Source organism: Campylobacter sp. JMF_01 NE2 (assembly GCF_027737365.1).
Classification (GTDB): Bacteria; Campylobacterota; Campylobacteria; order Campylobacterales; family Campylobacteraceae; genus Campylobacter_B.
On the sequence record NZ_JAOVTR010000005.1, the window covers coordinates 1 to 12979 of the forward strand.

Consider the following 12979-nt stretch of genomic DNA (forward strand, 5'->3'; position numbering starts at 1 on the left):
GTGAATAAAGAATTTAGAATTTATAAATTCTGCAAAATTCTCAATTTTCCAAATTTACGCTATGGGTTAAATTTTAAATTTAGTCCATAGCTTGAAATTCGCATCTAATATCGCTTTTACTCCATAAATTTAAGCTAAATTTCATATAATAGCAAAATTTAATTCTTGCGAAAAAGGTTAGCAAATGGACAAAGAGGCCTACATTTACACGAAATTCAAAAGCAAACTAAACGGCGATGATTGCGCTATCGTGGGCGATTTGGCGTATTGCAAGGACCTTTTTGTCGAGGGCGTGCATTTTAGGCGCGAGTGGCTTAGTATGCACGAAATCGGCGCGAAAGCCATGCTGGTAAATATCTCGGACATGATCGCCAAAAACGCTAAGCCAAAATATGCTCTAATCGGGCTTTCGCTGCCCGGGGACATTACCACCGCCCAGATTGACGAGCTGTGCGCTGGGCTAAACGAAACCGCGCAGAAATGGGACATTGAGATTATCGGCGGGGATACGATTAGCGACGATAAAATTTCCATTAGTATCACGATGATAGGCAAGTGCAAAAAGCCGATTTTCAGAAATGGCGCGAAGTGCGGGCATTTGATCGCGCACACGGGCAAGCTCGGCTATGTGGGCATTGATTTGCAAATTTTGCTAGGTGGGGGCAAAAGAAGCGAAATTTCGCCAAATTCTCGCATGCTCCGCCCAGAACTCAGGGCGAAATTTTTCTACAAAGCCGCCAAATACATAAGTGCCTCTATGGATATCAGCGACGGGCTTGGGCAGGATTTGGAGCGCCTTTTGCGCGCTAGTGGCGTGGGTATGAGCTGGCTTGTTAGCCCCAAAGAATATGTGCTAAACTCGGGCGAAGAGTATGAGATTTTATTCGCGTTCGAGCCAAAATTTCTTAGCAAAATTTACGAAATCGCCTCCAAAACCAAAACCCCAATTAGCGTCATTGGCAAGGCAGAGGAACGAAATTTAGACAATACTTGTGAATTTAAGGGCGCAAGACACCATTTCGAGTAAATTTCATAAAATAGTTAAATTTAATTTTTGAAATTTTGGCTTAAAAACAGCCTTCTAAAATACAAAATTTAAATCATAACAAATCTCTACCGCCCAAATTTTGGCTAAAATTTGTAAAATAAAATCTAAAATTTTAATTATATATTTAAACAAAACTTAAAATTTCTTTGCTACGATGACGCAAATTTTAAAATAAAGGAGCAATAATGCTAAGTGCAAGAAATATGCTAAATGTCGAAATTACCGATGTTAAAACAGGTGCTGTAAATTCGCTTGTGTGCGCGAGAGCCCAAAATGGCGCAATCCTAAAAGCCACTGTGACTGTGGATTCTGAAAAAGCGCTGGATTTAAGAGTCGGAAAAAAGGCTGTGTTTTTGTTTAAAGCCTCATCAATCATAGTTGGCAAAGGCGAAGATGAGCTCAGACTAAGCGCGGCAAACCAAATCGAGGGTAAGGTTTCGGCGGTAAAAGAGGGGGCTGTAAATTCCGAAATCGCAATCGAATCTGGCGAGTGTGTTTTGAGCGCAATTATCACAAATGAATCTGTGAAAAACCTGGCACTCAAAGTAGGCGATAGCGTAAAAGCGATAATCAAAGCTACTCAAATCATCGTCGCAGTTAGATAAATTTAGTCAAAATTTAGCCCAAATTTGGGCTAAATTCGCATTTTTTCTTCTAGCCGTTTTAGCACGGCCACGATAATAAAGCTAATAATACAAAGCAAAATCCAGCTAGAAATCTTGCCAAAGCCAACTATTTGCCAGCTCTTGGCTTGGTTTGGATAAACCCATGCGCCAAAAAATGTAGCGATATTTTCGGCAACCCAGATAAAAAATCCGATTAGGCAAAATGCAAGCAAAAGTGGCATTGCATACTCTCTTTGGCGCGGGCGAAAATAGACTTTCGCGCGAAAATGCAGCGCGCAAACAGCGATTAATAGGACATAGCGAAAATCATAACCTATGAAATGGTGCGTGAAAAAATTCGCATAAATTAGCGCGCAAAGGGCGAAACTAGCGTATGAGCGGGGCATGTTTTCTAGGCGTAAATGCAAAATTCGCCATGCCTGAATCATATAGCTTCCCACTGCCGCATACATAAATCCGCTATAAAGTGGCACGCCATAAATTTTAAACACTCCCGCCTCTGGGTAGCTCCACGAGCCGATAGCTGGGTGGGTTTTGAAAATCTCTAAGGCTAGCCCAATGGCGTGAAAAAGGCAAATCGCGCAAAGCTCGCGAAGACTTTCGAATTTAAACGCCACAAGCAAAATTTGCAAAATCAAAGCCGAAATTAGCAAAAAATCATAGCGCGCGATGAAGCCCAAATTTAGGTGTTTTGAGGCAAAAAGTAGCACAAAAAATGAGCCAGCAAAAATGCAGGCTCGGATTTGTTTTAGCCCAAAAGCCCAAAACTCGGCGATGAAAAATTTCATTTTTCGTTTATTAGATTTCGCACGACATAGCTGGCGATAAAAAGCCCAAAGCTGGCCGTTACGCCCATAAAACTGCCAAGCTTTTCGCAGCGCGGAAGCTCGGAGCTAAAAACGCAAGGAAAATCGCCGCAAAATCCCGCTTTTTTGAGTTCGTAGCGAAATTTGCGCGCAAATGGGTCAGTGTGGGTTTTCCACACGGAGGCGATTTCGATTTTGGCGGGATTTAGCCGTTTGGCGGCGCCAAGAGAGCTTATGAATCTCACATTTTTTTCGTGAGCAAGCGTGGCAAGCGCGATTTTGGCGCCCACATCGTCGATTGCGTCGATGATAAAGTCAAATTCGCCTATGTCAAAACCAGCTAAAAATTCGCTATCTATTTTGGCACAGATTGCGCGCACGCCCTTAAATTTGCGCGCGAAAACTTCTGCTTTTTTCTCGCCTAAATTTTCGCTTGCAAATTGTCTGTTTTGATTGGTGATGTCAAATTCATCACAGTCAATCACGCTCAAATTTACCACGCCACTGCGATACAGCGCCTCGATGAGTGCGCCACCTACGCCACCGCAACCACACACAAGCACACGCGCATTTTGCAAAATTTCAAATTTCTCGCCAAAAATCCAGCGCGCTCTGGTGAAGCGGTCATTTATTTCATAATCCACTCTTCAAGCCCCTTTAATTGCTCATTTGCGGTCAAATTTAACTGCACCGGTGAGAGCGTAGCATAGCCCTTCATCAAAAGGTCTATGTCGCTACCTGCGTTTTTTTCGCTGTCAAACTCAAAAACCGCATTTCCTAGCCAGTAATACTCTTCGCCGCGCGGATTGCGATTTAGCGTGGCGTCGTGTCCGTAAAATTTCTCGCCAAGCCTTGCGCATTTTAGCCCCAAAAACTGGGGTGCACTCACAGCCGGGACATTTAAATTTAAAAATTGTTTTGGCGGAAGCGGAAAACCTTGCGAAAAGATTTTTTTAACCAAATTTCGCGCTAACTTGCAAGCTAGGCTAAATCCGTATTTATCCAGCGAATCTGCGCTGTAATACTGGCTGATTGCGATCGCGGGAATCCCTTGCAAAACCCCCTCCATAGCCCCTCCGCAAGTGCCTGAGTATGTGATATCCTCGGCTATATTTGCGCCGTGATTTATGCCAGAAATCACGAGGTCAGGTTTGCGCGAATACAGGGCTTGAAGCGCGAGATACACGCAATCGCTAGGCGTAGCGTCGTCGAGTTTGTAAAAATCATCGCCGATTGCGATGAAGCGAAGCGGGCGAGTGAGCGTGAGAGAGTGCGAGCAGGCGGACTTTTGCGAGCTTGGGGCTACGATAGTGATATGCGCGATATCCCTTAGTGCGCTTGCAAGTTCTAAAAGCCCCCTAGCTTCGAAGCCGTCGTCGTTGGTGATTAAAATTTCGTGCATTAAAGCCCCTTGCTTAGGCAAAAGCTCTCATCGACATCACTAGATGAGAGTGGCGAAGCTGGGTCATCGTAGAAAAATCTATGTCTAAATTTCACGCCATGTCGGAGCAAAATGCGCTTGCTAGGCGAGTTGCAAGCTTGATTTGCTAGGACGATTTGGAAGGATTTGAGATAATTTTCCTTGTTTTTTGGGCTCATTTCGCCCCATTTTGAGGATAGTTCGAAGTGGTAAATCGCGCTAGCTCCCTCGCTCGTAACATCTACTAGCCTTGCGCCGTTAAAATCAGCCTGCGCGCCAGGGTGAGCGCGAAAACTATCGCTGATTTGCCTTGCGATACCCTCTGGGGCGTTGTTTGCGGTCATTGTCTTTGCCACTTTTATGGCACTATCTGGTTCGTCGATTTGCATTTTTTGGTAGCTCGGAGTGTTTGCGCACCCTGCTACAAACAGCGCGCAAATGGCGCAAATTAGGGATTTTTGCATAATTTTTCCTTGTGATTAAAATTTAAAAATGTTTAATTTTAGCACATTTTGATATAATTGCCAAAAATTAAAAAAGGCAAGAGTTTGAATTATTTGATTTCGTGTTTGGAGCCGTCTGCAAATCTGCATTTTAGCGAGGTTTTGCGTGAAATTTTAGCCCTCGATAAAAACGCTAAAATTTATGGCATTTTTGGCGAGGAATTTAGCGCGCACAGCGAGCCGTTGTATAAATCGAGCGAATTTTCGGCAATGGGATTTGTGGAGATTATTCCGCTGATTTTCAAGGCAAAAAGGGCGTTAAAGCAAATGTGCGAGCTAGCAAAAAACTGCGATGTGGTGCTATTAATCGATAGCCCAGCTTTTAACCTGCCCCTTGCAAAAGCTCTGAAAAAATCGGGCGTGAGTGCGAGGATAGTGTATTATATCCTGCCTCAAATTTGGGCGTGGAAGCGCGGTAGAGTCAAAGCTCTGCAAGAAAATTGTGATTTTTTGTGTGGAATTTGGCAGTTTGAGAGGCAGTTTTATTCTAAAATTTTGGATCTAAATTTTGAAAATTTGCCAAATTTGAGCGATAAAAGCGGTTTTTGCTTCGTAGGACACCCACTTTTAGATGAAATCAAAGAGCGCAAAAGCTCGTATGAAAAAAGCGGCCTAATCGCCTTTATGCCGGGCTCTCGCAGGGCTGAGATTTCGCGGCTTATGCCAGTTTATAGGGAATTAGCCGAAAAGCTAAAAAGCGAAAATGCAAATTTAAAATTTAGCCTAGTTGTGCCACCATTTTTAGCGGATAAGGTGGAGCAAATTTACGGCGATACGCGCAGTTTTAGCATAGAAACAGACGCTATAAAAACCCTAGCAAAAAGCGAATTCGCCTTTATCTGCTCTGGGACTGCGACCCTGCAAGCTGCCCTTATTGGCACACCTTTTGTGCTTTGCTACAAAGCCAAAGCCCTAGATGTCGCGATCGCGCGCAGGTTTGTGAAGCTAAAACATGTCGGCCTTGCAAACATAATCTTTGATTTTTGCGAAAAAGACGAGCTTCACAAAGAATTAATCCAAGAAGAAGTAAGTGTGGCTAATCTCTACGACGCCTACGCCCTGCGCGATGATGAGCGCTTTGCGCGCGCTTGCGTGGAGCTTAGAGAGTATTTGGCTATGCCAAGTGCGAAAAATGTGGCGCGAATTTTAACGACAAACGCGAAATTTAAAGTATAATTAGAAAAATTTGAAAAAGGATTGCTATGAGTATCACAGAACCCATGACCTCTTACGGATACGAAAAAATCACTGCCGAGCTTAAAGAGCTCCAAAATGTAAAACTCCCGCACATCATCAAACAAATCGATATCGCGCGAGATCACGGCGATTTGAAGGAAAATGCCGAGTATCACGCAGCGCGCGAGGAACAGGCGTTTTTGCTCTCTCGCATTGCCGAGCTAAACGACATACTCTCGCGCTCTCGCATAATAGATCCCGCAAGCTACGAGCACGATAAGGTCAAATTCGGCTCTACCGTGACTTTCATGGATGTGGAAACCGAAATCGAGGAAACCTATGTCATCGTGGGGCTTATGGAGGCTGATATTTCAAAAAGACTGCTTAATATCAACACCCCGCTAGCGCGCCAGCTTTTGGGCAAGGCCGAGGGCGATGAAGTGGTGTTAAATTTGCCAAGTGGCACCAGAGATGTCGAGATTATCAGCGTTAGCTACAAACCGATTAAATTTTAAGGCGAGACCATGAAAAGAGCTGGAATCATCGGTGTAGGGGGATATACTGGGCTTGAATTAGTTAAAATTTTACTAGCTCACAAAGGCTTTGAAATTTCGTATCTTGCCGCTACGAGTGAGGGCGAAATTTCTGAGATTTTCCCGCAGTTGGCTGGGATTTTGGATATGAGGGTGCAAATAGCAGATCCAAAAACTGCCGCGCAAAGTTGCGATGTGGTGTTTTTGGCGCTTCCGCACGAAAAGGCAATGGAGTTTGCGAGTGAAATTTTGAAATTTCCTAGCGTCAAAGTCGTGGATTTAAGCGCGGATTATCGCCTATCGCTTGAACTTTACGAGAAAAACTACACTACGCACTTAGACCCACTAAATTTAGCCCACGCTGTGTATGGTTTGGCTGAGCTAAACGCCGAAAAAATCGCCTCTGCAAGGCTCGTGGCAAATCCTGGCTGCTATCCGACATGCTCGGTTCTAGCCGCCGCGCCATTTGTGAAATACATGGATAGCAAAATTGGCGTTTTTATCGACGCCAAAAGTGGCGTCAGTGGCGCAGGCAAGGGGCTAAAAGCCACTAGCCATTTCGTAAGCGTCAATGAAAACATAAACGCATACTCCCCACTCACTCACCGCCACGCTGACGAGATTATGGAGCAACTTAGCCTAATAAACGGCGCGGAATTTAGCGTATCTTTTGTGCCAAATTTGGCCCCATTTACGCGCGGAATGCTTGCAAGCGTATTTGGCGTGCTAAAAGATAGTATTGACGCGGAGAAAATTTTGCGCGAATTTTATGCAAATTCGCCTTTTGTGCGTGTGCGTAGTGAGCCAGTGTCTGTGAAAAATGTCGCAGGAACGCATTTTTGCGATATTTTCGTCAAAACGCAGGGGGATAAAATTTGGATAAATTCGGCAATCGACAACCTGCTAAAAGGCGCGTCAAGTCAGGCTGTGGCAAATGCGAATTTAATGTTTGGCTACGATGTGGGCGAGGGTTTGCCACGCCTAGGAAATAGCATTTAAATCGTGGAAAATCTGCAAATAAAGCCCGGAGCTGTTTTTATTAGCGACGCGCACGATAACGCAAACAAGCGAAATTTCTTGAAATTTTTGCGAAATTTAAGGAGCGCGAAAACACTGCCGCCGCAAATTTTCATGCTTGGCGATATGTTTGATTTCCTAGCAAATACGACATTTGTGCGCGAATTTTACGCCGAATATATTGAAGCGATCAATGAAATTTCGCAAAAATGTGAAATTTATTATTTCGAGGGAAATCACGATTTTAATTTAGAGGCTATTTTCCCGCACGCGCGGGTCTTTGCAAACTGCGCCCAGCCAGCAAATTTTAGCTTTAAAGGCAGGCAAATCCAAATCTCTCACGGCGATATTTTTTTGCCAGCTTTGACAAAATTTGCGCTTTTATCACTGCGAAATAGGGCATTTTTGAAATTTATGGATAAAATCGATTGCGCGCTAAATTTTAAAATTTCAAAAATGATTTTAAAAAGCCAAGAGAATAAAATTTTGTATAAAAAGGCTGGGAATTTCAAATCCTATATCGAGCCAAAAATCCACAACTACACCGCGCCTATCGTAATCGAGGGGCATTATCACCAAGATGAAATTTTAGAATTTGAGGGCGTGAAATATATAAATTTAAACTCATTTGCCGTGAGTGAGAAAATTTACGAGGTGCAAAATAGCCAAAATTTTGAGCTCTTTTCAAAAAACTTAAATTAAAACTTAGATATAATTGCTTTTTTTTATAAAGGAAATTTAATGATAAAACTTTGTGTGTTTGATTTCGATTCTACGCTTATGGACGGGGAGACGATAACGAATTTTGCAAAAAGCGTAGGAAAAGAAAAAGAGGTTAAAGAGATTACAAAGCGCGCAATGGCGGGCGAGATTGATTTTTTCGAGAGTTTGCAAGAGCGGGCTATGTTTTTAAAGGGTATGAAATTTTCGGATATGCAAAAAATCGCGCAAAATTTGCCCTTTGTGCCAGGCGCAAAAGAGCTTATAAGCTACCTCAAAGCCAAGGGAATTACCGTCGTGGTGTTTAGTGGTGGATTTCATGTGGCGACTGACTGGGCAAAAGAGGTGCTAGGATTTGACGCGAGTTTTGCCAATATCTTGCACCGAAAAGACGGCGTTTTAACAGGTCATGTGGGCGGAGAGATGATGTTTGGCTACTCCAAAGGCGTGGTCTTGCAACAACTCAAAGCGATTTTGCATTTAAGCGCAGATGAGGTTATGTGCGTGGGAGATGGGGCAAACGATGTGGCGATGTTTAGAGAAGCGGGGCTAAGAATCGCGTTTTGTGCCAATGAAATTCTAAAAAAAGAGGCAACTCATTGCGTGGATAAAAAAGATTTAAGGGAGATAATGCAGTATGTATAACGACGATATCAAATTTAGCTTGTGGTGCGATTTTATCGAGCGCGATTTTATCGCAAAGGAATTTGGCGAATTTCTCGCAAAAGGCACATTTAACGGCGCGACATCAAATCCCTCTATTTTCAAAAACGCTATTACCACCTCCCAAGCTTACGGCGCGCAAAAGGCGAAATTTGCGCACAAAAACACAAAAAAACTTTATGAAATTTTAGCTATAACTGATATCAAAAACGCCGCAAATGCGCTTTTGGCAAACTATGCTAAGGGCGATGACGGCTTTATTAGTATCGAAGTAGATCCTAGTATCTCAGGCGACGCAGCGGCTATGATAAAAGAGGGCAAAAGGCTGTTCGCGCAAATCGCAATGCCAAATGTGATGATAAAAGTCCCAGCGACCCAGGCTGGATACGAGACGATGAGAGCTTTGACGAGACGGGGTATAAATGTAAATGCGACCTTGATTTTCTCGCCAGAGCAAACCGCAAAATGCCTAGAAGCGATTAAAGAGGGCACAAGCGAGTTCGCGGCTAAATTTGAAGGCGCAAAACTTCCGCAATCTGTGATTAGCATTTTTGTTAGCCGTTTTGATAGAGCCCTTGATGAAGATATGAAAAAAGCTGGCTTAGAGCCTGCAAAAATCGGTATAATGAACGCTACGAAATGCTATAATATAATCGCAAAGGAAAATTTGCCGTTTGTTAGGGCGCTTTTTGCTAGCACGGGCGTAAAAGGTGGCGAAATCCCTGCGGATTATTATATAAAAGAGCTTTTGTATCCGCTTAGCGTAAATACTGCCCCGCTTGATACAATCAAGGCTTTCATAGGGGCAAAATGTGAGCCAAAAACTCCATTTGGCGATGAGGAAATTGATAAATTTTTCGCCGATGTCGCGCAAAAGGCTGGCATTGATATGGATAAAATTTACAAAAAGCTTTTAAAAGATGGCTTAGTGGCTTTCGAACAAGCTTTTGATGAGATTATGACAACACTTAAAAAGGAGAAATAATGGCTGACGCAATTGATTATTCACAATATCAAGTCGATGTAAGCACGCTGGATTTTAAGCAACGCGATAGACTTGATAAATTTTTGAATTTTTTGGTTCAAAATGGTGGTAGTGACTTGCACCTAAAAGCAGGTTCTGTGGTGCGCGGTAGGATTAATGGTGAGCTTGTAAAATTTACAAAAGATCCTTATCTTAAAGAGGATATGATGACTTTGGCAAAAGAGCTTTTAAAAACTCGTTTCCCAGAGATGATTAAAAACAAAAGCGTGGATTTTACATACAAATTAAACGACGAATACCGCTTTCGTGTAAATATCTTTTTTCAAATTGACGGTGTAAGTGCGGTATTTAGAACGATTCCAGTTAAAATTCCTACAATTGATGAGCTTGGACTTCCAAAAAGTATCAAAGAGATCTGCGATACTGCTATGCGTGGCGTCGTGCTTCTAACTGGCCCAACAGGTAGTGGTAAAACAACTACGATTGCTTCTATGCTAAATCGTATAAATCACGCGCGAACGAGCCATATCGTTACGATTGAAGATCCGGTTGAGTTCGTTTTCAAAGATGATAAATGTATTATCAACCAACGCGCTATCGGCGAGGACTGCAACACTTTCGCTGATTCGCTTCGTGCGGCACTGCGCGAGGACCCTGATGTTATCTTCGTGGGCGAGATGCGTGATCTTGTGACGATTGAGACTGCATTGCATGCTGCTGAGACTGGTCACCTTGTCTTTTCTACCGTGCATACAATCGACGCCAAAGAGACAATCAACCGTATCGTTGCGATGTTTGAACAAGCAGAGCAAGAGCGTATCCGTATGACACTAGCTAGCGTTATCGAGGCTGTAATCTCACAACGCCTTGCGCGCACAATTGATGGAAAACGCGTGGCGGTAGTTGAAATTTTGCGTAAAAATACCCGTATTAGAGATATGATTTTAGAAGGACGCGACTCTGAAATTCCAGACGCAATCGCTGATGGACGCAATACTTATGGTATGCAAACCTTCGATCAACACCTACTTGATCTGTATGTCCAAGAGGTGATTACGAGAGATGAAGCCCTTGATAAGGCCTCTAAACGCAACGACTTAGAGCTAAAAATGAAAAACGCAGACCTAGCGAAAAAACGCGGTATTATGCTCGCAAACGGCGAGGATATCCCAGATCAACTCGCAGAAGAGGTCGTTCAACTCCAAGATATTCGTCGTTAAATTTACGCTAGCAAGAATTTCTTGCTAGCACCCTTTTATAAAGCTATATTAAAGTTAAATTTTAGTAAAATCAGCCCCTATTTTTTTTAAAGGAAAACTCATGTTAGAAGGTATCGTTAGAGATAGTATCGGTAAAAAGGCTTCTAAGTCTTTAAAACGAGATGGTTATCTAATCGCTAATATTTATGCGAAAGGATTACAAAATATAAATGCTGCGTTTAAAACAAACGATTTTATCAAAGCAGTTCGCAGCAAAGATACTTTGCCTTTCGAGGTAAAAGTGGGCGATAGCACATACAAAGTAGTAGTGCAAGAATACCAAAAACACCCTGTAACAAACGCCCTAACTCATGTTGATTTACGCGTAGTAGATGATAATGTAGTTAGCAAATATCTTGTTCCAGTTTATACAACAGGTATCGCAAAAGGCCTAAAAAACAAAGGTGTTTTAGTCCAATCAAAACGCCGCTTAGCTGTAAAATGCGCTGGTAAAGATTTGCCAGATAGCTTTACGCTAGATGTTACAGATCTAGATTTAGGCGATTTTATCCTAGTTCGCGATATCCCTGTAAAAGATGGCGTAAGCATTATCATGGATGGCTCTGTTGCAGTTGTCGGAGTAACTTCGGCTAAATAGGTGAGCTATGATACTGCTCGTCGGACTTGGTAATCCAGGGGAGAAGTATTCTCACACTAGGCATAATGTAGGATTTATGCTAATCGACGCTCTGCTAAATGGTGGCGGTTTTAGCGATGTTAGCGGAGCGAAATTCCAAGGTGAGCTTTATAAAAAAGGCTCACTTCTACTTCTTAAACCTCAAACTTTTATGAATTTAAGCGGAAATGCTGTCAAAGCGGTTTGCGATTTTTACAAACCTGATAGAGTTATCGTAATCCACGACGATATTGATTTAGCGCTTGGTGCGATTAAATTTAAGCTTGGCGGAAGCGCTGGCGGGCACAACGGGCTTAAATCAATCGACAATCTAATCGGAACTGAATATGAAAGAGTGCGTATCGGCGTGGGCAAAAAGCCAGAAGGCTGGGACACTGCAAATTTTGTTTTGGCTAAATTTGGGGACGATGATACAGAAAAACTAAGCCAAATTTTAGAGTATGCCAAAAAGGCTGTAAATGAGCTAATTCACAGCGATATAGATGAAATTTCGCAAAAATTCACGATAAAAAAGGTTGCGCAATGAAGCTGTATGCCAAATATGTAAGCCTTGTTTATCTTAAATATTTTTTTATTTTATTTGTAGCTTTGGACTTTTTTTATGTGGGAATCGATGTCTTAACCAATCTCAAAGACTTCCCGCAAAGCGCCAATACAGGGCTTTTATATGTGGCACTAACAGCTGGCGTGGCGATTACTTATATTTTGCCATTAAGCTTGATTTTTGCGCTGATTATAATGATTTTTAACATGATTCGAAGTAGTGAGCTTATCAGCTTTTACGCCCTTGGTGTGAGCAAAAACGCCCTGATAATCCCGCCATTTTTGATATCGCTTTTTATCACGCTAGGATATATTTATCTAAATACCACGCCTTTTGCCTATGCTTTGAAATTTCAAAAGAATTTGACGGATTTTACCCCAGTAGGACCTGAGATGTTTTTAAAATACGAGGGAAAATATGTCTATATCAACGGACTTCACCAAAACCACGCTGATGAGATGATAGCCTTTGATATCAACGCTAGCGAGTTGCAAAGTAGAATTTGGGCTAAAAACGGCGAATATAGCGCAAAAGAGTGGAAATTTAGGGAGGGTGAAAAAACCCAAATTCCTACAAATTTAAGCCTTGGCGAGGCTGGGTTGAAAAGGGAAAGTATCCAAAACGAAGCCATGCTAAGGGGCTTTAACCCAAGCTCGATCGAAAGCGTGTATGATACGAGCAATGTTTATTCGATCAAAGATGCGATTCGCTCTATCAAAACCTTCGCAAACCAGGGCGTCAATGTAAATTCGATCAAGGCAAATTTATACAATATGATATTTTTCCCGCTTTTTGCGCCGATTATGATTTTAATCCTTTATTATTATTTTCCGATTACTGGCAGGTTTTTTAACCTAGCTCTTATGAGTTTTGGGTTTTTTATCATTACGCTGTGTGCGTGGGGGTTGTTTTTCGTGCTGATTCGCTTCTCGCTTAATGGCGTGATACTCCCAGAATTAGGCATTATCGTGCCGATTTTGCTACTTTTAGTATTTGCGATTTGGCTGGTTTTTAAGCATCGTTAAGTCCGAATTTGCTAAAA

The 12979-nt window shown here is 42.4% G+C and carries 16 protein-coding genes; 12 read left to right on the plus strand and 4 right to left on the minus strand.

All coding sequences use genetic code 11. From position 1 onward, the window contains the following. Nucleotides 1–184 precede the first annotated feature (184 nt). Nucleotides 185–1027: a thiamine-phosphate kinase gene (locus OFO01_RS07750; protein ID WP_270859708.1), complete on the plus strand. Its 843-nt coding sequence runs from the start codon at nucleotides 185–187 to the stop codon at nucleotides 1025–1027. Nucleotides 1028–1233: 206 nt separating this feature from the next. Then, the gene (locus OFO01_RS07755; protein WP_270859707.1) at nucleotides 1234–1653 is read left to right on the plus strand and encodes a TOBE domain-containing protein; all 420 of its coding nucleotides are present in this window, start codon (nucleotides 1234–1236) and stop codon (nucleotides 1651–1653) included. A 29-nt stretch (nucleotides 1654–1682) separates the two neighbouring features. On the opposite strand, the gene OFO01_RS07760 is transcribed toward OFO01_RS07755, so the two are convergent. The 4 genes from OFO01_RS07760 to OFO01_RS07775 are packed head-to-tail and all read right to left on the minus strand — an operon-like array spanning nucleotide 1683 to nucleotide 4364. Continuing rightward, nucleotides 1683–2462: a DUF817 domain-containing protein gene (locus tag OFO01_RS07760; RefSeq protein WP_270859706.1), complete on the minus strand. Its 780-nt coding sequence runs from the start codon at nucleotides 2460–2462 to the stop codon at nucleotides 1683–1685. Then, nucleotides 2459–3112 carry a tRNA threonylcarbamoyladenosine dehydratase gene (locus OFO01_RS07765; protein WP_270859712.1) on the minus strand — a complete coding sequence of 218 codons (654 nt, stop codon included), beginning with the start codon at nucleotides 3110–3112 and terminating at the stop codon, nucleotides 2459–2461. Before OFO01_RS07765 ends, OFO01_RS07760 begins: the two co-directional genes overlap by 4 nt. After that, nucleotides 3109–3882 (minus strand): 5'/3'-nucleotidase SurE, encoded by a 774-nt coding sequence (surE, locus tag OFO01_RS07770; RefSeq protein ID WP_270859705.1) that lies wholly within the window; start codon nucleotides 3880–3882, stop codon nucleotides 3109–3111. Before surE ends, OFO01_RS07765 begins: the two co-directional genes overlap by 4 nt. Continuing rightward, on the minus strand, nucleotides 3882–4364 hold the full coding sequence (locus OFO01_RS07775) for a hypothetical protein (RefSeq protein WP_270859704.1): 483 nt from the start codon (nucleotides 4362–4364) through the stop codon (nucleotides 3882–3884). Before OFO01_RS07775 ends, surE begins: the two co-directional genes overlap by 1 nt. Nucleotides 4365–4448: 84 nt before the next feature. On the opposite strand from OFO01_RS07775, the gene lpxB reads away from it, so the two are divergent. The 10 genes from lpxB (at nucleotide 4449) to OFO01_RS07825 (ending at nucleotide 12962) form a co-directional block, all read left to right on the plus strand. Continuing rightward, nucleotides 4449–5579 (plus strand): lipid-A-disaccharide synthase, encoded by a 1131-nt coding sequence (gene lpxB / locus OFO01_RS07780; protein WP_270859703.1) that lies wholly within the window; start codon nucleotides 4449–4451, stop codon nucleotides 5577–5579. Between the two features lie 32 nt (nucleotides 5580–5611). Next, entirely contained in the window at nucleotides 5612–6094 is a 483-nt protein-coding gene (greA, locus tag OFO01_RS07785; RefSeq protein WP_270859711.1) for a transcription elongation factor GreA, read from the plus strand. A 9-nt stretch (nucleotides 6095–6103) separates the two neighbouring features. Beyond that, nucleotides 6104–7111, plus strand: a complete 1008-nt coding sequence (gene argC, locus OFO01_RS07790; protein WP_270859702.1) for an N-acetyl-gamma-glutamyl-phosphate reductase — start codon at nucleotides 6104–6106, stop codon at nucleotides 7109–7111. A 3-nt stretch (nucleotides 7112–7114) separates the two neighbouring features. Further along, complete coding sequence (locus OFO01_RS07795) at nucleotides 7115–7831, plus strand: UDP-2,3-diacylglucosamine diphosphatase (protein ID WP_270859701.1); 717 nt, start codon at nucleotides 7115–7117, stop codon at nucleotides 7829–7831. 39 nt (nucleotides 7832–7870) lie between these two features. Then, nucleotides 7871–8494, plus strand: a complete 624-nt coding sequence (gene serB, locus OFO01_RS07800) for a phosphoserine phosphatase SerB (RefSeq protein WP_270859700.1) — start codon at nucleotides 7871–7873, stop codon at nucleotides 8492–8494. Then, nucleotides 8487–9497 (plus strand): transaldolase, encoded by a 1011-nt coding sequence (locus OFO01_RS07805; RefSeq protein ID WP_270859699.1) that lies wholly within the window; start codon nucleotides 8487–8489, stop codon nucleotides 9495–9497. The genes serB and OFO01_RS07805 overlap by 8 nt, the downstream gene beginning before the upstream one ends. Next, nucleotides 9497–10717: a type IV pilus twitching motility protein PilT gene (locus tag OFO01_RS07810; protein ID WP_270859698.1), complete on the plus strand. Its 1221-nt coding sequence runs from the start codon at nucleotides 9497–9499 to the stop codon at nucleotides 10715–10717. The genes OFO01_RS07805 and OFO01_RS07810 overlap by 1 nt, the downstream gene beginning before the upstream one ends. 100 nt (nucleotides 10718–10817) lie before the next feature. After that, nucleotides 10818–11354, plus strand: coding sequence for a 50S ribosomal protein L25/general stress protein Ctc (locus OFO01_RS07815; protein ID WP_270859697.1), 537 nt, complete (start codon nucleotides 10818–10820; stop codon nucleotides 11352–11354). A gap of 7 nt (nucleotides 11355–11361) precedes the next feature. After that, complete coding sequence (gene pth, locus OFO01_RS07820; RefSeq protein WP_270859696.1) at nucleotides 11362–11919, plus strand: aminoacyl-tRNA hydrolase; 558 nt, start codon at nucleotides 11362–11364, stop codon at nucleotides 11917–11919. Further along, nucleotides 11916–12962 (plus strand): LptF/LptG family permease, encoded by a 1047-nt coding sequence (locus OFO01_RS07825; RefSeq protein ID WP_270859695.1) that lies wholly within the window; start codon nucleotides 11916–11918, stop codon nucleotides 12960–12962. Before pth ends, OFO01_RS07825 begins: the two co-directional genes overlap by 4 nt. Nucleotides 12963–12979: the final 17 nt, after the last annotated feature.